General features: G+C 56.0%; 18 protein-coding genes. 7 read left to right on the top strand and 11 right to left on the bottom strand.

The genetic code is table 11. The features are described from left to right. Window positions 1-7: 7 nt before the first annotated feature. From JUK32_RS09615 to JUK32_RS09605, 3 genes are all read right to left on the bottom strand, one after another. Complete coding sequence (locus JUK32_RS09615; RefSeq protein WP_204138643.1) at window positions 8-343, bottom strand: hypothetical protein; 336 nt, start codon at window positions 341-343, stop codon at window positions 8-10. Window positions 344-350: 7 nt separating this feature from the next. After that, entirely contained in the window at window positions 351-770 is a 420-nt protein-coding gene (locus JUK32_RS09610; protein WP_204138642.1) for a RusA family crossover junction endodeoxyribonuclease, read from the bottom strand. 219 nt (window positions 771-989) lie between these two features. Beyond that, complete coding sequence (locus JUK32_RS09605) at window positions 990-1781, bottom strand: HAD family hydrolase (RefSeq protein ID WP_204138641.1); 792 nt, start codon at window positions 1779-1781, stop codon at window positions 990-992. A gap of 41 nt (window positions 1782-1822) precedes the next feature. On the opposite strand from JUK32_RS09605, the gene JUK32_RS09600 reads away from it, so the two are divergent. Both JUK32_RS09600 and JUK32_RS09595 read left to right on the top strand, forming a co-directional pair. Then, window positions 1823-3484, top strand: coding sequence for a D-Ala-D-Ala carboxypeptidase family metallohydrolase (locus JUK32_RS09600; protein WP_204138640.1), 1662 nt, complete (start codon window positions 1823-1825; stop codon window positions 3482-3484). A gap of 77 nt (window positions 3485-3561) precedes the next feature. Beyond that, window positions 3562-4320 carry a hypothetical protein gene (locus JUK32_RS09595; RefSeq protein WP_204138639.1) on the top strand — a complete coding sequence of 253 codons (759 nt, stop codon included), beginning with the start codon at window positions 3562-3564 and terminating at the stop codon, window positions 4318-4320. Between the two features lie 32 nt (window positions 4321-4352). Here the strand turns inward: JUK32_RS09595 and JUK32_RS09590 are convergent, their stop codons facing one another. The 3 genes from JUK32_RS09590 to rpaB are packed head-to-tail and all read right to left on the bottom strand — an operon-like array spanning window position 4353 to window position 7175. Further along, complete coding sequence (locus JUK32_RS09590; RefSeq protein ID WP_204138638.1) at window positions 4353-5348, bottom strand: beta-ketoacyl-ACP synthase III; 996 nt, start codon at window positions 5346-5348, stop codon at window positions 4353-4355. Between the two features lie 3 nt (window positions 5349-5351). Further along, a complete protein-coding gene (gene plsX, locus JUK32_RS09585) occupies window positions 5352-6386 on the bottom strand; it encodes a phosphate acyltransferase PlsX (RefSeq protein WP_204138637.1) in 1035 nt (344 codons plus the stop codon). Between the two features lie 57 nt (window positions 6387-6443). Continuing rightward, the gene (gene rpaB / locus JUK32_RS09580; protein WP_204138636.1) at window positions 6444-7175 is read right to left on the bottom strand and encodes a response regulator transcription factor RpaB; all 732 of its coding nucleotides are present in this window, start codon (window positions 7173-7175) and stop codon (window positions 6444-6446) included. A gap of 472 nt (window positions 7176-7647) precedes the next feature. On the opposite strand from rpaB, the gene JUK32_RS09575 reads away from it, so the two are divergent. Continuing rightward, window positions 7648-8907 carry a Caspase domain-containing protein gene (locus JUK32_RS09575; protein ID WP_204138635.1) on the top strand — a complete coding sequence of 420 codons (1260 nt, stop codon included), beginning with the start codon at window positions 7648-7650 and terminating at the stop codon, window positions 8905-8907. A gap of 20 nt (window positions 8908-8927) precedes the next feature. Here the strand turns inward: JUK32_RS09575 and JUK32_RS09570 are convergent, their stop codons facing one another. Next, window positions 8928-9719 (bottom strand): hypothetical protein, encoded by a 792-nt coding sequence (locus JUK32_RS09570; protein WP_204138634.1) that lies wholly within the window; start codon window positions 9717-9719, stop codon window positions 8928-8930. A gap of 158 nt (window positions 9720-9877) precedes the next feature. Beyond that, window positions 9878-10903, bottom strand: coding sequence for an ABC transporter permease (locus JUK32_RS09565; RefSeq protein WP_204138633.1), 1026 nt, complete (start codon window positions 10901-10903; stop codon window positions 9878-9880). 309 nt (window positions 10904-11212) lie between these two features. Here JUK32_RS09565 and JUK32_RS09560 point away from each other — a divergent pair, with 309 nt between their 5' ends. Further along, window positions 11213-11812, top strand: a complete 600-nt coding sequence (locus JUK32_RS09560) for a late competence development ComFB family protein (protein WP_204138632.1) — start codon at window positions 11213-11215, stop codon at window positions 11810-11812. Between the two features lie 603 nt (window positions 11813-12415). After that, complete coding sequence (locus tag JUK32_RS28445; RefSeq protein WP_204138631.1) at window positions 12416-16033, top strand: hypothetical protein; 3618 nt, start codon at window positions 12416-12418, stop codon at window positions 16031-16033. A gap of 306 nt (window positions 16034-16339) precedes the next feature. On the opposite strand, the gene JUK32_RS09550 is transcribed toward JUK32_RS28445, so the two are convergent. Next, window positions 16340-17077 (bottom strand): DUF928 domain-containing protein, encoded by a 738-nt coding sequence (locus tag JUK32_RS09550; protein WP_204138630.1) that lies wholly within the window; start codon window positions 17075-17077, stop codon window positions 16340-16342. Between the two features lie 406 nt (window positions 17078-17483). Between JUK32_RS09550 and JUK32_RS09545 the strand changes: the two genes are divergently transcribed. After that, on the top strand, window positions 17484-19106 hold the full coding sequence (locus JUK32_RS09545) for a CHASE2 domain-containing protein (protein WP_204138629.1): 1623 nt from the start codon (window positions 17484-17486) through the stop codon (window positions 19104-19106). 41 nt (window positions 19107-19147) lie between these two features. Here the strand turns inward: JUK32_RS09545 and JUK32_RS09540 are convergent, their stop codons facing one another. Both JUK32_RS09540 and hpt read right to left on the bottom strand, forming a co-directional pair. Then, window positions 19148-20617, bottom strand: a complete 1470-nt coding sequence (locus JUK32_RS09540) for a cobyrinate a,c-diamide synthase (RefSeq protein WP_204138628.1) — start codon at window positions 20615-20617, stop codon at window positions 19148-19150. Between the two features lie 245 nt (window positions 20618-20862). Continuing rightward, window positions 20863-21396 carry a hypoxanthine phosphoribosyltransferase gene (gene hpt, locus JUK32_RS09535; RefSeq protein ID WP_204138627.1) on the bottom strand — a complete coding sequence of 178 codons (534 nt, stop codon included), beginning with the start codon at window positions 21394-21396 and terminating at the stop codon, window positions 20863-20865. Between the two features lie 554 nt (window positions 21397-21950). Here hpt and JUK32_RS09530 point away from each other — a divergent pair. Further along, complete coding sequence (locus JUK32_RS09530) at window positions 21951-22286, top strand: cation:proton antiporter subunit C (RefSeq protein WP_204138649.1); 336 nt, start codon at window positions 21951-21953, stop codon at window positions 22284-22286. Window positions 22287-22333: the final 47 nt, after the last annotated feature.

Here is a 22333-nt window from a genome sequence, read left to right as displayed (position 1 = left end):
GCCACGATTAGCGCTCTTTTTTCGGCTGCCGTGGATTGGTCACCACCAGCTCAAAAATCCAACCGGGAATTTCTTTAATCTTTTCTGCCATGCGGCGCAGATCTTCTAACCCATTGAGGGTCAAGCTCTCGCGGGTTCTGACCTCGATCGCAATGACCTTGTCGGCCCCTCGGGCAATCAGATCAAGGGGACATTTTGATAAGGGCTCTGGCAACTCTGCCGCCTGCGGATACACCGTCACGTCATATCCTTCGCTGCGGTATTCGCGCGCCAGTCTCAGCACGCGGCGGTGCTCCAAGCTAGATTGATGGGTGCGGTAGCTCATATTAGTGACAACTAGCAAGAACTCATTAGCTCAGATCGGCAGGGTCCGGCGCGCCTTCGATCCTAACATGCACAAATTCTACTCCCTGAATGAAGCCCACCGCTAGGATTGGCGACATGCCTCGTACCCGAAAGGAACCATTCAAATTTTTGCGGCGACTGATCACATCTGATGCTAAGTAATCATGCTCGAAAATCACTCCTACTAAAGCGGCCCGCACGGGCTTAATAATGTTGTCGCTGTCGGGCACGCTGTCTTCTTTGCCCCCAGGCGCTTCAAAGTAATAGGTCAGCTTGAGACGCACATAATCATCGTAGGGGCGATCGCTGTCCCATCGCTGACTCGCGACCTGTTGCACCGTCGCCATCCACGCCTGGAGCTTGGACTTATCTTTGGTTTGCCAGGAAACAGGGCGACCCGGCAAGATGAATTCAAAAGGCAGCACAAGCTTAGACCGAGGGAGACACCAAAGCCATTGACGACAGGAACCGCAGGCAGCCAAGTCAGCCTGCACCAGCTCACCCGCATTTTTATAGTAAATCTGTCCTGGTTTTATGGCTGATGACGCTATGTCAATCCTAAAGGTGTCATTGAGTCACACGGTCGGTGATCCCTTCCCCGCCGCTGCTCCTTTGCCCCGAAGCCACCTAAGTAATGCCAGCCATCACGAGGCCAATCGTTTTGCCTGAGCGATCGCCGTCACCAGTTCCTGAAAGCCCGCCACTTCAGCACTGGGAGTGATTAAGGTCGGGAGGTGTTGTAAGCGATCGACATAATGCTGCACATTGGCCACGCCGACCGATAGGGGAAATAGATCGGCATCGAATAACCCTTCATCGTTGGGACTATCCCCCACGGTCACCACATCCGTCACGGCAATGTGGGGAAAATGCCGCTGCAATACCCGTTTCAGACCAACGCCTTTGTCCTGATGCCGGGGCCGGATGTGGCATTGCACGGTGCTGTAAGTAAAGCCCCAGCCAGCTTGGCCACAGATATCGGCAATGTGGTCCAGCGCCGCCGGGGACAGCTCGCCAATCGCAAATGTCCAGTCCGTGAGGCGAAAGGGATTATCCACCGCCGGAGTGAGGTCAGGCAACTCGTCTTGCAATTGGGCAAACATGGCGGCCAACTGCTGACGGTGCTGGTCGGGTGCCGAAATATCGACCAGTAATTCAGTAGCGCCTGTCTGGGGCGCGATAAACACGCCGCCGTTTTCCGCGATCGCCCCGGCCACTGGCAAGTAGTGCGCCACCGCCTGTACCCAGCCCGCCGAACGGCCTGTGACGATCAAGGTCGCGACCTGCATGTCCGCCAGGGTGGCCAGCGCCTGCAATAGCATGGGGGTAAATTGGCCCTGCCGAGTCAACGTGCCATCCATATCGCTGGCAATTAATTGCACCCTTTGCAGCTGCGTCCACGAAGATTCTTGCCACAGCACCGGAGATTTTTTCATAAACGTCCTAAACTTTGGGGATATTGGAAGGATTCAGGGCTATGGCACAACGTTCGCCTGATCAACGTAATGACTACTATTTAATCGAAGCAGCTCGGGCAGGCATTCACAAGCCAATTTTGGCGGCCCTGTACGCGACCCAGCGTAAACCGCCGTTGACCGATGGCGAAACAGGACTCGGCATTGCTCCGGCCAATCGGATTCCGCCGGATCAGGTCAATACCTTTCCCGAGCAGGTGCAATATGCGGCCAACACGATTCGCAGCCTCACCAATCATCTGACTGCTACGGGCTGGCAGGGCAAAGACCTCTGGGACGGGGCGCAAGGTCGCTACACCGATCGCTTTATCCAGGCGATCGCCAAAGGCTACAGTCCGCCCCCCAATGACGCGGCCGCGGCCCACTTAGAGCCGGTAGATGCGGAAGCGTTGCAGCAAGCGTATCTCACTGACCTGAAGACTGACTTTAGTGCGGCCACCCTGCCCCAAAACCTAGCTGCCCTCGATAACGTATTGCTCGCCTTTGTGGAGCGCGTGCCCAATAATTACAGTCGGCTCGCCTTTCAGCGCGAGGCCCTGATCGAAACGGTGCGGATGTGGCGCAAGCTTGATACCCCAGCTGCGTCGATCGCCACCCTCGGCTTTACCACCCCCTCGGAGGCGATCGACGAGACCCGGCTCGATCAAGCACTGCTGCAATTCATTGCCCAAGCGGATCGGTATTTTTCCGGCTATCCCAACCAGCGCGAGGCCCTGCTGCGATTGGTGCAATTGTGGCGCGAGTTGGACTCACGAGAAGAGGCGATTCAAACCCTGACCGCCGAAGCCCCCTTTGCCCACGAAACCAATCCCGAGATTCTCGATCCGGCTTTGGTCGCGTTTGTGCAACGCATTCCGGCCAACTATCGCGGCCAGGGTGATCAACGGTTTGCCCTGACCGAGGGTTATCGCATGTGGCACGGCTTAGATTCGCGCACCACGGTGATTCGTCAGTTAGGGGTCGATCCGCAAGTATTGGTGAACCAGGCGGGAAATGCCGCCGCAATTACCCAAGTTGCCAACCAGCTGGATCGCGCCCTCCTCGATTTTTGGATGACAGTACCCACGATTTATACCGGCGACGCCGATCACCGGGAAGCGCTGATTCGCTTGGTCACCATTTGGCGGCGCATGGATGGCCGCATCCCCGCTATTCAGTCCCTATTCAATGATCTGCGGCAAATGGAGCGAGCCCGCCGCGATGCCCTAGAAGCCATGCCTGCCCCGATGCCCGCCACGCCCCCTCGTCGCCCTGCCCGCTGGACGCCTGACAACCTGCAACTAGCCGCTGCCATCATTTCCGGCGGTAGCTTCACCTGGGCCGAGGCCACCCGGGGCGGGGCGCGGCTGCCGCCCGATCAATCCACTGTAGACGCGATGATCCGCATTGCCCAACTGGCCCAAGAAGCCCGCGATCGCATCGGCCGCCCTTTTGTCATCACCAGTTGGTACCGCCCCCCGGCCATCAACGCCCAAGCCGGGGGTGCCTCCATGAGTCGGCATATTGTCGGCGATGCGATCGACTTCTACTGCGATGGCTTGACTGGTCGCCAACTCTACTGGGCGTTAGATCCTTGGTGGCCTGGTGGCTTAGGACGCTACACCCGATTCCCTTATCTCTGCCACTTAGATGCTCGCAGTTATCGGGCCCGCTGGCTTCACTAAAGTACAAGGCTCTTCATGATACGGATCAGAGCCTAAACGGGAATCTTAAAAACATGAGTTGAACAGGTTTTCGTGCCATGTTATTTCCGTCTCCTCAGACCCAGCTGATTGTGGCTCAAGCACCGGCCCCAGAGCCACCCGCAGCACCAGCCAAACCCATAAATCTCTGGATGATGACCTCTGGAGTACTGTTTGTCTTGCTCATCGCCGCCGGTGTGATGAATTATCTACAGGGCAAGCGCCTGCAAAAACAAGTGAAATTTCTTGACTACAAAAATAAGGAATTGCAAAAGCGGGTGAAGATGGCAACGGTCACCATCGCGAAGATGGAGAAAAATCCTGACTTGGTGCACTCCCGCGAGTTCAATCTCGATTATCTGCGGATGCGCATGGAAGAAGAAATGTTCCACTTCCAGATTGTGAATCAGCTGAAAGTGAAGGTGAAGCAGCAATTGGCGGCGACTTTGCGGCCTCAGCAAGCGGAAACTGGCATGGTGGGGATTGCGAGTAAGACGCGTCAAATTGACCAAATCTTTGATGTGGCCTACAAAACTAGCGAAGCTTTAGGGTCTAAGACGCGAATTCTCTTCCGCATTGAAATCAAACTCGCCAAGTTGCCCACCCAGTCCACCTCGACCACCATCAATCAAATCATTGAATGTATTGAAACTTTCTTGAGTCCAGAAGCCGAAGGGGGTGCCTGGCAGCCAACCATTCAAGGCCGGTTGGCGAATATGCACTGGGATCAAAAAGCCAAGCCGACTCCATTGCTGATTTTGGAACAGTCGGCAGAGGGCGTTAATGTCACGATCCGCAGCACCTACAAGCCCGCTTAATTAGCCGCAACTGTGCTACCCCGTAGCTCCCGTTAGCCCCATTCGAAGATCGCAGCACCCCAGCTCAAGCCAGCACCAAACCCTGATGAGGCCACCACATCACCGGGTTTAATCTGGCCGTTGCGGACGGCTTCGTCTAAAGCGATGGGAATAGAAGCGGCAGAGGTATTGCCATGCCGACTCATGTTGCTAATCACGCGATCGGCCGGCATGTTTAAGCGACTGGCAACGGCATCCAAGATCCGCTGGTTGGCTTGATGTAGTAGCAACCAGTCAACATCCTGGGTAGTCAAGTTCGCACGGAATAACGCTTTCTCTACAATTTCTGGCACCCGCTTCACCGCAAATCGATACACTTCCTTGCCGTTCATATCGATGGGGGCATAGGTGCCTTTCTGGGCCGTTTTGTCATCAATCAGGACGGTCGATTCTGATTGATAAGGTAGGGTGAGGCAGCCATTCATGGTGCCGTCGCTGCGCATTTCAAACCCCAGCAAGCGATCGCGATCGCTTGCCTGCAAGACCACCGCCCCAGCCCCATCGCCAAACAAGACACAGGTCCGGCGATCGCGCCAATCAGTCCACCGGGACAGCACATCGGCCCCCACGACCAAGACCGTTTGATAAACCCCCGTGCGCAGATATTGAGCCGCAGTCACGAGAGCAAACACAAACCCTGAGCAAGCTGCCGTGAGATCAAACGCCGTTGCGCGGGTGGCACCGAGTTCGGCCTGCACCTGAGCCGCGCTACCAAACAAATCATCAGGAGTCGAAGTCGCCAAAATGATTAAATCCACCGCCTCAGCAGTCAGGCCACTCATCTCGATTGCCGCCGCTCCAGCCCGCGCTGCCAGACTGCTCAGCGAATCTTGTCCTGTAGCGATGTGCCGCTGCCGAATCCCGGTACGAGTCGCAATCCACTCGTCCGATGTCTCGACCATTTGGCTGAGGTCTTCATTACTGAGCGCCACAGACAATTGGGCCGAGCCACAGCCGACCAAAGACACCCCTACCGTTGTTTGTTGCACAATCTATTCTCCGTCTGCAGCAGGCATTGCCACCTTATGATATTGCGCCTGAATGCGATCTAATACCTGGTTATCGACTGCCTCTTTTGCTAAGCGAATGGCATTAAAGACAGAAGGAGCCTGGGAACTGCCGTGGCTAATCACAGCAATGCCGGCTACCCCCAACAGTAACCCACCGCCGTGCTCAGCGTGGTCAACGCGCTGCTTAATCCGCTTCAGATTGTCTTTCAAAATCAGCGTTCCCGCCTTGCCGCGTATGCCCCGGGGCAACTCTTCTCGTAGAATTTGGAGTACAGACTCGCCAACGGCTTCGGCAAATTTCAGCAACACATTGCCCACATAGCCGTCACAAACCACCACATCAAATTGTCCCGACAGCACATCCCGGCCTTCAGCATTGCCCACAAACGGCACCGCCGGATGATCGGTCAATAGCTGATGCACTTGCACCGCCAACTCATTGCCTTTGCTGGCCTCCTCACCGATGTTAAGGAGTCCGACCTTGGGGTTCTCAATCCCCAAAACGTGTTTGGAGTACACCGTACCCATCACGGCGAATTGCTCTAAAAATTTGGGGCGGCAATCGACATTAGCCCCCACATCCAAAATTAGTACCGATTTATCGGCCAAAACCGTCGGGAAAACGGCCCCAATTGCGGGCCGATCAATGCCCTTAAGACGGCCTAAACGTAACAGAGCCGCAGCCATTGCCGCACCGGAGTGTCCGGCAGAGACCACAGCATCAGCTTCCTGCTGCTTGACCAGGTCCATCGACACATTAATCGAAGCTCTACGCTTCCGACGAAGGGCACTTAATGGCTCTTCATGCATCTCGATCGTCCCCTCGGCGGGCACAATTTTGAGGTCATTGAGATTCTCTTCGTTGGGAGTGGCGGCCCTAATCTGGGCGGGGTCACCCACTAGCAGGATATCTGCATCCAGCTCAGCCTTGGCCCGGATGGCACCAGCCACAATTTCGGCGGGTGCGTGGTCACCACCCATAGCATCTACGGCGATTCGAGCGCGAGTCGCTACCATGGACTGAATTCTGTAAAAAACTTAGAAAATTCTAGCAGACTACTCCGTTGCCCCAACCTACAATTCCTCACCAGGTTCCACAATTCGCTGGAATAGGTAGCCGGTGCCACGAGCCGTCAAGATCAGTTCAGGATTACTTGGATCCTCTTCTAACTTGGCACGTAGTCGCGAAATGTGGACATCCACCACGCGGGTATCGACGTGGCGCTCTGGGGTGTAGCCCCACACCTCTTGCAAAATTTCAGCTCGGGAGAACGGCTCACCAGAACGGCTCACCAGTAGCTCCAGCAGGCTAAATTCCATGCCGGTCAACCGAATCCGCTCGTCGCCTTTATAGACCTGACGCTTGTTCGTATCAATGCGAATGGCATTAATCGAAATCACCCCAGAACTGGGAATGCCAGTCGCTTGACTTTTATCGACCCGCCGTAAGACTGAGCGAATCCGGGCTTCCAGTTCTTTCGGTGAAAAGGGTTTCACGACATAGTCGTCAGCACCTAGTTCTAACCCAGTGATGCGGTCAGCCACGTCGCCCAACGCCGTCAGCATAATGATCGGGATATCTGACTCCTTGCGGAGTTCTTGGCAGACGCCATAGCCATCGAGCTTTGGCATCATTACGTCCAGAACCACCAAATCTGGGCAGGACTCATGGAAGGTTTCGATCGCCTCTTCGCCATCAGCAGCAGTCACGACGTCATATCCGATCATGGAGAGGCGGGTTTCTAAAATGCGGCGAATGCTCGCTTCGTCGTCCACCACCAAGATTTTTTCTTTCGTACTTTCCAAAGCTATTGCTGCTCCCAACGAACACTGGACTTAGCGATTGGCTCACGCACAATGACGATCGATACAAGGCTTTTGAAGCTAGTCAGGCACAGAACTCATCCTGAGACCAGGGCATTCACAGTTAAGCCAACCCCCTACTAGACAAGAAAATGCTGTACGTAAATTTAACTTCGTAAAGAACTTTTGTACATTGCCGTTAAGTCAACAATTATTCTATGACGTTTACAAGCTCTCAGAGCCTTTACTGCGCGCGTTTCTAGCATTTCTTAAGATTTAATTAGCTGGATACTTAAAAATAGAACTTTTCAAAAGATGACATGGCGTAATTGTGGCGCGGGCCAGTCGGCAAAGTTTTGTGCCGACACTGCAACAATTTGCGACTCCCCTGGCAGGCCTGATATCGATGGGGGGCGGTCGGAAACAGCAAGATCTTGCACAATGAAAGATCAGCGCAGAGTTTAAACGGAGGAGGATGTTGCGTCACATCGCAGGCTTCGGGGTGGCGATCGCCGCTATCAGTACCATGGCTGCCGTTGCGCACCAAGCCGACTCATGGACTGCGCCCACTGCGATCAGCCCAATGGTGGGCGATCGGTCTGATGCCGTAGAGCCGTCTCCAGATCCCATGTTTTTGGTGGTGGCTGGAGGTGGCGCGCCCAGCTATAACGAGATTGCTCTGGAAAAGAATGTTCGCTACTTTCAGCGGACGTTGGCGCAGATGGAGCGGTCGGTCGCTGCTGCCAGCATTTTTTTCGCCAATGGTCATGACGGGCAAGCGACGATTCGCTATCTCGATCCACGGGGTGTAGAACGGTTCAAAGCACCAGACATTAATGGTCTGACGGGAGCCGCTACCCAAGCCAATGTGCAAGCATGGCTCGATACCTATCCCCAAACTGCCCAGGGAACCGAGCATTGCCCGGTGTTTATGTACTTCACGGGGCATGGGGCGCTGAATACTGCTAACGACGACAACAACGCCATGATTCTGTGGGAAGAGGTGCTGATGTCGGTGCGCGACCTGGCGACCACCCTGGATCAATGGCCAACGGAGACGCCCTTTGTGACGATGATGGCGCAATGTTATTCGGGCTCATTTGCCAACCTCATCTATGAAGGGGGGGATCCGGAGCAGCCGATCGCATTACAGAGTCGCTGTGGCTTTTTCGCCACCGTGAAGACCCGCCCCTCAGTCGGCTGCACGCCTCTGGTGAATGAGGCCGACTATCGCGATTACAGCTCTAGCTTTTTTGCGGGGCTGAGCGGACGCGATCGCTTGGGCGACCCCGTGGCCAGTGCGGATTATGACGAGGACGGTACGGTGTCCTATGCCGAAGCTCACGCCTTTGCCAAGGTGGATGGCGAAACGCCCGACTGGCCCATTTCCACCTCGGAGGCTTGGCTCCAGCGCCAGGCGTCAACCGCCGATGAGGCCGCAATTTTGGCGGTGCCCATGCAGAGTAGGCTAGAGGCCGCCCGCCCTGAACAGGCGTTTGTGATCACGGCGCTCGCCACGACCTTGGGCTACCCTCTCACGGCATCGTTTCAGGAGATGCCAGAGCCCAAAGCACGGTTCATGAGTCCGCCACAAGACGTCCTCACGGCCTACCATCAACGCCTGCGAATGGAATTGCTTAACGTGGGCATGGAGCAAACGATCCGAGCTGAGGGCAAGGCAGCGACGATCGCCACCCTTGACCAATTATTGACCTGTGAGGCGAGTAGTTGGTGACCCCAGTAAGCTGTCTGGCGTTACATAAACGACGAAAGCGATCGCCGCTGCCGCATATCAGCCGCGTTCACCAAACTATCGCTGGGCCAGTCCAGCTGGTGTTGGGTTTCTTCGGAGACGATGGTCACTTCGGAGGCGGCGGTCACAGCGGCTGGTGAGGTGACGGGCTCTGGCTGGGCGGGCGTTGACGGTGCGACTAACGGTTGGTCAGGATCATACGTTTCAAGTTTGGGGACTGTGGTCTCCGGGGTGGTTTGGGCGTCGCGCCGGGCTGGCAATGATGCCGATACCGGGGGCCGCTGGCTCGATGAGAGGCGATACCGTTTCCCCGCTTTAGCCTTTTGCGATCGCTGGGGACGGCGCTTTTTGGATTTTCGAGGCATTTTGATTACGATCGAGAGCAGCCAACAGCCACCCGCGCAACTCGCCACTAAGGCAGCCAGGGTCCAGACCGAAAGTCCGTTGACGGTTTGCGGTGCGGCTTCTGTAGCGGCGGTGGTTGGGGCCGTCGCCGAGGATGCCGGACTCGTGGCTGGCGCAGGGGCCGGAGCCGCGCTGCCATTATTGAGGCGCTCATGGGGATAAGGCGGCGCTGGCTCGGTAGCGGTGGGCTGGTCCAGGGCGTTGTGGGTTAACTGCCCAAATGCCAGGAACGCGATCGCTAAAAATCCCAGCCAAATTCCCCCCAGCACCATCAGAGGCCGATAGGTGGTGAATTGCTGCCATCGACGTTGCTGACGAAAGAGTCGGCGCTGTAAGGGGGTCGGCGCTCGGCGCATCGATTGCATCGAAGGGGGGACAGGGGCAGACATGTTGACTGTCCTAAAAAATCGTTACTCGCTATTGTATGGATTCACTCTGAAATCGACCAGAGGGCACATGATTCTCCATATGCCAGGTTAATCATCGTTACGGGGACAGGGTGAGCCGCCAAAAGTAAGCGCAGCAGGCAACTTGACACTGCTGTTCACTAATAACGGATGCGGGGATCAACATAGGCATTCAAAATGTCGATCGCAATGCTGACCAGGGCGACGATCATGGCAAAAAACACCATCAGGCCCTGCACAACGGGATAATCGCGCTGGGAAATCGCTTCGTACAAACGGTTGGCGAGCCCCGGCCACGAAAAGGTCACTTCCGTCAGCACTGCCCCCCCCAACAACGAGGCAAACGTGAGGCCCAACACCGTCACCACAGGAATCAACGCATTCTTGAGCGCATGGGCGACAATAATCCGCACTTCGGGAATCCCGCGGGCTCTCGCCGCTTCTACATAATCGGCCCGGAGAGTCTGTTTCAGGTTGACCCGTACGATTCGTTCAAATACGCCGCTGATCAAAATTCCCAAGGTCAGGCTGGGCAAAGCTAAATGGTGCAGCGTGGTGAAAAAGAGGTCGGGCCGCCCGGTCAATAAACTATCGATTAAATACAAGCCCGTGGGGCCAGCTGGGGGCGTTGCCGTCAGGGGAAAGCGCGTCCCAATGGGAAACCAGCGGAGCTGTACCGCAAACAACAGCTGCAGCAACATGCCAAACCAATACATCGGCACCGCATAGGTCACAATGCCAAAGAGTCGGCCCCCGGCATCTAGTGGGGAATTGGGACGAGACGCCGCGATCGCGCCCACCGTTAACCCCACCCCCGCGGCTACCACCATGCCGCAAAACGTTAATTCCACCGTGGCGGGAAAATGATCCCCGATAATTTCCCAAACGGTTTGTCCTTGACTCGCGATCGATGTCCCTAGATCGAATGACAGCAATCGCTGAAGATAATTCAAATACTGCACAATCAGCGGCGCATCTAAACCGAGCTGCGATCGCAGGGCATCTTTGGCGGCATCAGGAGCCCGCGGCCCCAGCAACGCATCGATCGGATCCCCAGGCGTCGCCCGCAGCAGTAAAAACACCACTGTCGTGATAGTCCAGATCATCAACGGCGCTAGCATCAGCCGCGTGATGATGTAGTACCGCAGAGCATTCGAGCGAGCCATACGACCTGTTGCCACAACGCCAAATCACGCTCCTTACCATACAGCGAAAGCGACCTCGAAACGCTGGCTAGGTGATACGACGAACGAGCCCAACAAACAGACGGCATTAGCGTTGGTGGGCCATATTGGGTCTTAATAAAGCGCTGAAATAGGTCAAGTCTCTGTAAACACAGCGTTCTTTGTTACACAGAAAGAGGATGTTTAAGAGTAACTTAGGTAAATACTCGCTAGACAACCGTAGATTCATTGCGGTGATGCTGGTTGAGGGTCGGCGAATTTTTAACCATTGCAATTTAACCGAATGTAGCTATGAACGAAGTCAATCGTCCTCCCAGCAAACGAGATTACATCAACGTGATGGAAAGCGTTGTCGTGGATGAAGTGAATCGGCAGTTGCACCACATACCGGGTAGAGTTCGCCGTTACCTTAAGGTTGAGGAAATTGTCACGTACGCCCTCAATCGCCTGCCCACCCTCTATGCCTCTAGTGAAAAGGGGGTGGAACATCAGCAGCAAATCGCGCAACGGAACCTCGGTCGACAAGTCGAGAGTGCGGTCAGACAAGGGATCGCGGCGGTACAAGTTGACCCGCTGCGCTTATCTCAACCCCTGCATTTGGGACATTCGCCGGAATCGGAAGTGGTTTTACAGGCCCTGCGGGCTTTATTCAACTTGCCAGAGTTAGATTGGCCGCAAGCCCTAGTAAAGCTACGTAACCTCCAAACAGACATTCGCCCAGGGGTGCCCCAGGCGACTCCCGAACCTTGGCAACCAGGCCAATACACGAGCCAAGTGGCCTGGACTCATCGCCGTCGTCGGCCTCAGCATCTAGAAAACGAGCCAGCCGCCGCTGATGAAGCAGCGGCTGATTCACAACAAGGCTGGGATGATGCGCGATATCGTCTCTAGCGATCAACCGCGATCGGCTGAACACGAAAATATCTAGTCCGTCGGGATAAGGGTTATACCCAGTGCTGGAAGATCCCGGTCAAAATGACTCCTCACCGACCATCAAAAGTGGAGGATTGTTTCACCGTCTTTATAGCAATCCGGTGTTGGGTTCGCGTACTTCAAAATGGCAAGAGCCCCGTCCTTAAAGGGTTTCCACTTTTGAATTTTGAACTTTGCCTTTTGAATTTTGATACACCAGCGTCAAACGTTAGTTGCAAAGGGTGCTAAAACACATCTAAACCCTAGATTGACGCATCTGAGTAATTCAACTTTTCTAGACATGACGCTGCGGCGATCGCTGCCGTTCATGCCCCGGCGACAACAGGTCGACCGTTTCCTTAACCCGTTGTCGGTCGGTCGATGAGGGCACATGACGATCGCGGCGTTACGTGGCTGTCCGCCATCCTCTTGATCGACTGATGCGGCTGGCTCAGCGAGACTTTATCTACCTTTCAGCAACGGTGCCTTCAGTCTTAACAGACTTAGAAAAACTCAGGAAAACTCAGAAAAACTCAGGACAGAGGCGATAGACTCGAATTATCATCAGGGTACGCGCAATCGGTGTCTGAGTTAATGGGGTTTGACGAGGCGTTCAGAGCAGCAGATTTAGCCGTTCGCGCAGTGCGCTCAGAGGGGCTACGCGATATTGAACGCCTGGTTTTAGAAGGCTCGTGGCACCGACACACCTATCAAACAATTGCCTCGAAGGCTGGCTATACCGAAGGCTATTTGAGTCGTGATGTCGGCCCGGCCCTGTGGGAGGTTTTATCCCAGGCACTGGGAGTCCAGGTCAAAAAAACTAATTTTAGAACCGCGATTGAGCGCTGGTCAGAGGCCACGCAGCCGCAAAACTCTGACGCCGCATTGGCATCACCAGTGATGGCGGAGGCAGCTTGTGGAGAAGATCCGTTGCCCTTTGATGTGACCGATTTTCGGGGGCGTGAAGCCGAACTCGGGACGCTGACTCAGTGGATTATTGAAGGCCGGGGTCGCCTGCTGTGTTTGTCAGGCTTACCGGGCGTGGGCAAGAGTTGGTTTGCAGTGAAATTGGCCGAGCGGGTAAGAGGGCAGTTTCACCGCTTTATCTACGAAGATTTGCGCGATCGCCCTTTGCCAGCGACCTTAGTCCACCGGCTTTTGTCACGGTTAGCGGTGCCGTCTGAAGCCTCCGCCCCGTTGGCGGATCAGGTAGATCGGCTAGTGCAAGCGTTGGCCGGGCGTCCCAGTTTGATCGTGCTAGACCGCACCGAAACGTTGTATTGTCCGCAAAATTTGGCGGGCATGTATGAGTCCGAATTTAATGATTACCAAGAGGTGTTAGGCGCGCTGGCGAGCCGCGAACATCAAAGCTGTTTGGTATGGGTTGGGCGTGAGGGGGCTCGGGTCATGAGCGCGATCGCGGGCTCAAGCTGTCGGCGTTATGTATTGCCGGGCTTGTCTCCAGACGCTATTACGAACTTGGCAATCTGGCCAGAACACATCGAGGCCACGCCAGCGGCCTGGCAGCAGTTAAGCGAAGACTACGGGGGCGTCCCGGCGCTCATTTTGCGCCAGATAGGTCGGCGGTTATCATCCTTTGGGGGGCGACTCGATCGCTGTTTAGCGGCTTTTCAACAAGAACCGCACTTGGTCTCTCCCTACACGGCGGCTTGGCTGGCACCGCTATCGTCCCTGGAGTGGCAGGTGGCGACTTGGCTCGCCCTCAGCCGGCGGCCCCTCTCTAGGCAGCAACTGGGCGAATATCTGGGGGCACCCCCGTTGCTTGCTGCGCTGGAATCGTTGTGCGATCGCGGCATTTGTCACACCCTGGTACAGCCAGATCTTGTGTGGGAACTGTCCTTGCCAGCGCTGTTGCAGCCGTATTTGTGCGATCGCTGGTTGACCGCTTTTTTTGATGCGAGCGAATCCGCACAACTGCAATGGCTGAGTCAATATGCGCTCTTGCAAACTGATGCGCCAGAAGTGGTACGGCAATGGCAACGACAAACCCTCTTGACGGCGGTTGCCGACCACCTCGATCGGCAATACCCAAGCGTGATCGCCAAGCAAGACTTTTTGGCGCGGGCCTTGCAAACCTGCCAATTGTCGGCCCCGGCGACCACGCCAGACTATCGCCCTGGCAATTTGATTAACCTGGCTCACCATTGGCAGATCCCGCTACCTGAGGTCAATCTGCACGGTTTACAACTGCGGGGCGCAGATTTGCAATCAGATTTGTTTCAGGGGCTCTCGATCGCTGGGGCTGATTTGACCCAGACGCTGTTGGCCAAGCCCATGGGTCAATGCCCGGTCATCGCTATTAACCCGCAGCGCGAAGAGGTGGCCGTGGGTGATCAAGACGGTCGGCTGCTGTTGTGGGATTTGCCCACTGGGCGCTTGCAGCGAGCCCTGCTGACGGTGCAAGAGGCCATTACCGCGATCGCCTTTAGCCCCGATGGGAATATCTTGGCGGAAGGGCGACAAGATGGCACCGTGCGGTTTTGGGATTTAAGTTCCGACTTGGAGCCTGAACAATTTGCCACCGACCTCACACATCCCCTAACGACCCTAGCGTTTAGCCCCGATCAAGCATTGCTGGTCGGCGGCGATGAGGCGGGCCAGCTCTATGTTTGGCGTATTGCCTCCGGCGAAGAGCGCCATTGTCTGGTGGCTCATACCGGTGCTATCACCGCGATCGCCTTTAGTCCGAATAGCCACCGCCTCCTGAGTTGCGGCCAAGATTGTGCCGCAGTGGAATGGGATGTGGGGACTGGCACCAGTCTTAAACGATTTCAGGGTCGCCTTACCAATACCTTAGGCACCGTCGCTTATCGCCCCTCACTCGCCACTGAATTAGTGCAGGCAGTGGTGGTCGGTCGTGATGAAGGCCAACTCATTGTGTGGGATATGACTTCGGCTCACCCCCAGTTCATCATGAATGAACCGTGTGAGGCGTTTATGGCGCTCGCGATGAGTGCCGATGGCCGTTATCTCGCCGCCAGTGACGTGAGCAACACGATTTCCATTTGGGACATTGAGGCGCGATCGCGACTGTGCCAAATTACGGAAACCAGCGCGCCCATAGAAGCGCTGGTGTTTAATCCCAACCGAGCGGAACTGATGACGGGCTGCGACTATATTGTCCAGCGCTGGGAAATACCCTCAGGGCAATGTTTAGGGGTCTGGCGCAGCAACCGCCATCCCGCCCAGCAACTCGCCCTCTCGACGGCACCGCTACAGGTGCTCAGCAGTCACGATGACCACACCCTGAGGTGTTGGCAGTTTTCTCGTCGCCGACAGCGCTGGCTACCACATAGCCGCTTACAGTTGCCGACGCTTGCCTCCACGCCCGATTTGGTGCGGGCGATCGCGGCCAGTTTGCCCCCCCTTTACTGGGCCGTCGGCATGGCCAGCGGCCATATTCACCTCTGGGATCGCACGGCCCAAACCTGGGTGGTATGGACGATGCGTTTGCCCAAAGCGGTGACGGCGCTGGCGCTGAGTCCCGATGGTACGCGACTAGCGGCGGGTGACGAGATGGGAACGGTAGCCCTGTGGGACTTGTCCCAACGGAGCTTGCGCTGGCAGAAAAAACAAGTCCACGCGGATCAGGTGATGGTTCTCACCTTCTCCCCTGATGGTCAGCATTTATATAGTGGCAGTCGCGATCGCACCATCCAGGCTTGGGACTGCCAAGGCCATGCCCGCTTCACCGCGACGGAGCATCGGCGGCGTGTCCAAGCGCTGCAAGTTTCAGCCACTGGCGACTATTTGTACAGCGGTAGCCAAGACGGCACAATTTGCCAATGGCAGACAGCGACGGGCCAATTGAGCAACCGTTGGGAGCAGCTCGATACCACTTACATTCACGCCATCGTCCTGGATGAGCAAAATCGCCCCATCGCCATTGTGAGTGATACCCAAACCCTTGCCCTGTGGGACATTGAGCAGCAAGCCTATGTGACCACTTGCGCCCCTGACGACGAGCCGTGGTGGCATGTCAGCCCCAGCCCCGATGGACAGTCGCTCGTCTGTGCGCGACAAAATGGCGACATCAGTTTGTGGTCAGTGCCGCTCGGCCAGCCCCAAGGGCAATTACGCATCGATCGCCCCTACGAGGGCATGCAAATTGGCGGTTGCCTGGGCCTTACCGAGGCCGAGCGGCAAATGCTCTACTCTCTCGGCGCGAGTGATTACTAACCCCCGCTGACCAAAGCGGCGACGTGTACTGCCTGACGTAATACCAATTCCTCAAATTACAGCTACTGCTGAAATTCGGCTTCGACTCCGCTCAGCCGATGTTCCTTGAGCGGAGTCGCAAGGAACATCGGTGGCTTCATCTCAAAGCATTGGGATAACTTGGCCGCCCATCCGTCTTGGCCTGAATGCCCTCTCCCAGCCTGAAACTGAGTTCTATCAGCAATCAGAAAGGTCGCTGTCTGGCATGGACAACGACCTTTCTATAACAACGGTCTTTCTAGGATGAGAAGGCGATTTTAGGCGCAGCTACAGTGCCATCGGCGCTGCCTCGGGCAATACCGAAAGACTCAATAAGTCGGCAGGAATCAGGTCATCCAGTTCTACCGCATCGAGCAGCGCATTCCAATCGTCCGGACTTTCGGTGTCTTGCTTCAGCTGGGCCGAGGCCGCGATCGCGTCGTACCAGAGCCCCGCTTCGGCATAAAGGGCGGGCCGCTCCGCCGCCGTGGCATTGGTCACGGTCGCCAAGGGCTCGACGCGGGCGATTTGGCCTTCAGCGACAACATCAGCACTGGGGTCAGCCGGATCACAAATCACTGAGATATACCAAACATAGGCTTCACCCACGGCGAGGGGCTGCTGAATTCCGTTCTCCGGTAAGCTCACGCTGGCGATCCCCGCACTGCGGTCAATTTTGAACCGCCCTTCGTAGATCAATTCATTGCTGCTCTCGTTGAGCACAACAAACTTCAAATGCTCCGCTGTCGTTTCTGGCAGGTAGAAATAAACAGTGGGGTAACCGCTTTCCGTGAGCCCGTAGTTGCTTTCTGGCACCAGCGCCACGAGTCGCTCGTCTGGGGCGATACAGGTGGTACTCCGGGTCGAGCCAGATTCACGGTTGCCAGGAGCACTGATGTCGGGCAATCGCAATTGAATATTGCTTTGGGCGATCGCGGGGCTCACCAGCGAGAGTACACTGCCCCCGAATAACAGGCCAGCAGAGACAGACAGAGCCCAACTGGGTAACGGCAAACGACTTTTCATAAACCTGAATCCACCTAACTTGGTATGTGACGACTGACTAACAACAGCAAATGAGCATGACAACGCGGTTTATGGGCGTGATGCTGGGCAAGAGCGATTTCCCCCAAAGTTTTTCACGTCGGTCGGGATCCCGACGATGCTCAGACGCAAAGGCTGCTGGTCACAGCCGATGATTGGCTTTGACGACCGTGAATTCAACAGGTACGGCAGCTCACGCTGAACCTTGCAACTTAGTTATAAACGCAGTCATGCAGACCTACATCCGCAGATTGAGGGATTGCTGATCACTGTTACAGTTCTTGAGTGAATTTCATCATCACGGCATCTCTCCCGTGAGGCAGTGATTTGCCCCGCTAGAATTAGATGACGTTGAATCCTGACGTTTGCTCCCGTTTACCCTACCGCTATGGCTTTTTCGCCTCCACCTCAAAATATTCAGCGATCGCCCCGGTGGCAACAGCTTCTTGCCCAGTTGAGCAAAGTGGGGCAGCCGCCGGTCCTCTCAACGTTGGCGGCCAGTGTTTTGGTGCTGGGGTTGCGAGCCGTTGGGGCGTTGCAAGGCTTAGAGTTAGGCCTCTATGACCAGATGATGCGGCTGCGGCCAACGCCTTTGCCCGACGAGCGGATCTTGGTTGTCGGCATTGATGAAACGGATATTCAATCGCGACAAGAATGGCCGATCGCAGACGACACGGTCGCTGAGTTGCTGTCGGTTTTAATCGCGGCGCAGCCCCGCGCCATTGGCCTCGATCTGTTTCGGGATTTGCCCATTGGTGAGGGGCAAGCCGCGCTGTTAGAGCAGATTCAAGGCGACAGCACGATTTTTCCAGTGTGCAAGATCAGTAGTCCCGATAGTCCGGGCGTGCCGCCCCCACCGGCAACCCCAGAGGCGCAGGTCAGCTTTTCCGATTTAGTGGTGGATCCGGGGGGGATCTTGCGGCGAAGTTTGTTAATCGCCGCGCCGCCCGCTGATTCTGATACGGTCGGCACCCATATTTGTAATGATCCCGAGGCCCAACTGTTTTCGCTAGGGCTACAGCTGGCGCGGCAGTACCTCGCCGTAGAAGGGATGGAGTTAGCGGTGACGGCGCAACAAGAGCTCCGGTTTGGCGATGTCGTTTTATCCAGACTGCCCCCTAACCTGGGCGGGTATCACAATGCTGACGCCCAAGGGTATCAGATCATGTTGAACTATCAGGCGGCCAGCATGGCGGTGCCCCAGGTGAGTTTGACGGATGTGTTGTCGGGTGATGTCGGGGCGGCACAGATTCGCGATCGCATTGTGTTGATTGGGGCCACCACGCCAGAAGCCAAGGACGAGTTTTATACCCCATTTAGCGGCGGCTTACGCGACAGTCAAAAAATGGCGGGCGTCGTCGTTCATGCCCAGTCAGTCAGTCAAATTCTCCGCGCCGTTCTAGACGATCGCCCGCTGCTGTGGAGTTTGCCCACTTGGGGCGAAGCTATCTGGATTGTGCTGTGGGGCTTAGGAGGGGCGATCTTTGCCTGGTATATCCGCCGCCCCGTGACTTATGGCGTGGTAGCGATCGCGCTCTTCGGGGGGCTCTACGGCATCTGTTTTATGGTCTTTTTGCAGGGCGGATGGATCCCCATTGTGCCAGCTGCTCTGGCGCTCGGTTTTGCCTCGGGGGGCGTCGTTTTGCTCGATCGCTTCAACAAGAGTGACTATGGTCAAGCCGTCTATAAGCAGGTGAAAGTCTTGCTGCGCCTGGATATTGAGATTGACCATAGCAAGGTCGGCGAGCAAGTTGCCGAAATCACCGACACGGAATATTTCAATACCCTCCAAGTCCAGGCCAAAGAGTTGCGGGCACGCCGCCAAGCCAAGAAAACGTCACTGTCGATGGGAGAGCCTCCCGCTACACCTTCAACGTCGGCAAAAAACGCGGGCGATGGCCAGCCCACAGACAGTACTGACGACTATTTACAGAATTTGAAACAGAAGGCTGAGCGATTCAAATCGACCAGCGAACTCAAGTCCAAGTCTGACCCTGCCGAAGATTCCTAACCTGACCCTTTGTAACAGTGCGCCATCCGGCTGGCAACGCTCTAACCACGATCGCGATGTGGGGTCCGTAGATCTGCTTGAAAGCGATCGCACTGGGCGACAAATTGTTGCGCTAGGGTTGGCTGTCCCCCCCAATGAACGTGGACATAAGCGGCATGGAGCGTCGCCGTTCCCCAGCCGTCGGTGCCTGCCGAGCCGGCGGCTTCACCCGGTAAGGGAAAGGTGGTGAGGGCTGACAGGGGGGCGACCGGAGTCGGAGCGATCGCGGAACGGTGAAACTCGTGTCCCCAATAGCATTGTCCAACGGTGGCGACGGCACTGGTTTGGCGCACCGTGACCTGGCGGTACCCCAAGGTGAGTTTGCCCGTCATCGTGGTCGTCGCGGGAATAGCGCCCACCATGGGCCATGATCGCCCGGCCAAATCCACCAGCGACTCACATAAATACATCAAGCCGCCACATTCGGCATAGGTCGGCAAGCCCACCGCGAGTGCTTGGGCGATCGCTTGCCGCATCGCGACATTTTGGGCCAGCGTTTCCGCAAACATTTCCGGAAAGCCGCCTCCCAGCAATAGACCACTCAAGGCGGGCGGCAGGATTTCATCGGCCAGGGGACTGAACGGGATCAACTCGGCCCCGAGGCCCGTCAAGTATGCCAAGTTGTCCTCATAGTAGAAATTGAAGGCGCGATCGCGGGCGATGCCAATCTTCAGCGGTCTGATGGCACTGGAAGGGTTGTCAGACTTTGCGGTGGCTGCCTCTGGCGACTCGGAACTGGGGAGCAACGGGGATGAATCGGCGCTCTGATATTGGGGGGGCGGGGTGACTTTCGTCGAGTCTTGCAGCACCCCCTCCAGGGCGGGCCAATCAAAGCACTGTTTTCCCAGTGCTGCCAGGTGTTGAAACCGCTGTGGTAAATCGGGTAATTCATCCGTGGGCACGAGTCCGAGATGGCGATCGGGCAGGGTCACGGCAGCGTCGCGTCGCAAAACGCCTAAAACAGGAAGGTTGAGGGGGACGATCGCGGCCTTCAGCATGGCGAGATGGCGATCGCTGCCCACCCGGTTCAGGACAACACCGGCAATCTGCACTTGGGGATCTAGCGTTTGGTAGCCGTGAACAATCGCCGCCAGCGATCGCGACAGGCGGGCACAATCCACTACCAGCAACACAGGACAGCCAAGTAACCGGGCAATGTGGGCGGTGCTGGCCCAGTCTGTGCCCCCCGCCCCGTCAAAGAGGCCCATCACCCCTTCCACAATGGCATGGGTCGCGGTGGCTCCGTGCGATTGAAAGCATTGCTGTACATAGCGCTCGGACGTGAGCACCGGGTCTAAGTTGTAAGCCGGGCGACCCGTAATTGCTCGATGAAACATGGGATCAATGTAGTCTGGCCCGACCTTGAACGCCTGCACCGTGATCCCTCGCTGTCGCAGCGCCGAGAGTAGCGCCATCGTCACCGTCGTTTTGCCCGAACTGCTGCGATCGCCCGCAATGATCAACCCACCCATGGCGTTTCTCTCACTTCCTGAATGCACTAACCGGAGAGGCCGCAATCTATTCATGGATAAACCGCGACCCTTCAGCCAACGCCCGTCCAAAAAACTGCTTTCGCCCCCTCTCTAACCCTCAATTCGTCGCGGTCAGGGTTTAAAGTACCGACTCCAGCCACCCAGCCACCCAGCCACCCAGCCACCCAGCCACCCAAGCACTGCCGTTACCCGGATATTATTTGCCCGCCGATCCCTTAGCCGGACTATTCCGCCGCCTCTACCGCGTAGATATCAGGTAAATCCCGGTAACGTTCATCCCAATCGAGGCCGTAACCGATGACGAATTTATCTTCGATAGTGATACCGCAGTAATCAATCTCCACGGGGACGACCCGGCGCTCAGGCTTACTCAACAGGCTACAGAGCTTGACGGAAGCGGGCTGCTGTTGTTTTAAAAGATTGAGGGCCACAGTGGTCGATCGCCCCGAGTCCACAATATCTTCCACCAATAAAACGTGTTGATCGGTAACGGCTCCGGGGGGTAAATCGACCAGCACCCTGACCTCACCGGAACTCTCCGTGCCCGCGCCATAGCTTGAGAGGCGCAGGAGTTCGACCCGATCCACCGCAGTATTGAGGGCGCGAATGAGATCGGCGACAAAGATAAACGCGCCTTTAAGAACAGTGACGACCACCAGCGATCGCCCCGCATAATCTCGGTCAATGGCGACCGCCAAGGTTTGCACCGTCTGGGCAATCTTCTCCTTCGAGATATAAACCACCCACTGATCGTCCATAACCGCGTCCTCCCAAACTGGCTCCTGTATTTTGCCAGAGTGCCGACCTTCCAACGCCATGACCGCCACAAACTCAAGTTGTCATCATTAAATTTGTCGAATTCTAGGGGCTGTCATCATTTAGGCGTAAAACGCTTTTCCTGTCAGGGTGTCAGCCCCTAGCTTGTGGAACAGGTGCGGGCGGAGAAAGGCTGGTAGCGTCAGGCTTCTGGAATCAATCGATGACACTCCCTAGGTCTCACAGTCACATCGCCTGGGGACAGCCGAGACAACTATCCCAACTTATCCAAGTGATTCAACTCTCATTTCGAAGGCTGGGGGTTGACGATAAGCTCACCTTTTGAGGCTTATCAACAAAATTTCACAGCGGGGAGACTTACATCTGAGCGACATAGAGGATAGACTTTAGTTAATGGGAATTAATTTTTGATAGTATTTAATCTATGAACGCTCTTGGGGCAATTCCAGTGTTGATGACTACTGAACTGTCTTGGCTCACGGGGTTAACCCCCGTGTTCGGATTGGCTGATGCGTCAATCTTGGCCCCGAAGCCCATCTTAGAAGCCTGCATTTTTGCGACGGTGTTGATCGGCTTCATCGGCATCATTTGGAAGCGTAACTTAATGATGAAAACCCTGGCAATGGATGTCATGAGTACCGGGGTGATCGCCTTTTATGTCTTGGTGGCGGCTCGTCCCGGCCTCTTTACCCCCATTTTGATTGAAGGGCGCGATGTGGATTATGCCGATCCGGTGCCCCAGGCCGTGATTTTGACGGCGATTGTCATTGGCTTTTCGATTCAGGCGTTAATGCTGGTGGGGGTGATGAAACTGTCGCGCGATAACCCCACGCTGGATACCCAGGAAATCGAGCGGAGCCATACGCCATGACGATGAATACATTCACCATCCTGTGGATTGCGCTACCGCTATTCTTG

Source organism: Halomicronema sp. CCY15110, assembly GCF_016888165.1.
Lineage (GTDB): Bacteria > Cyanobacteriota > Cyanobacteriia > Phormidesmidales > Phormidesmidaceae > Halomicronema.
The sequence above is the reverse complement of the archived record's forward strand: the minus strand, read 5'-3'. Positions and strand labels throughout refer to the sequence as shown.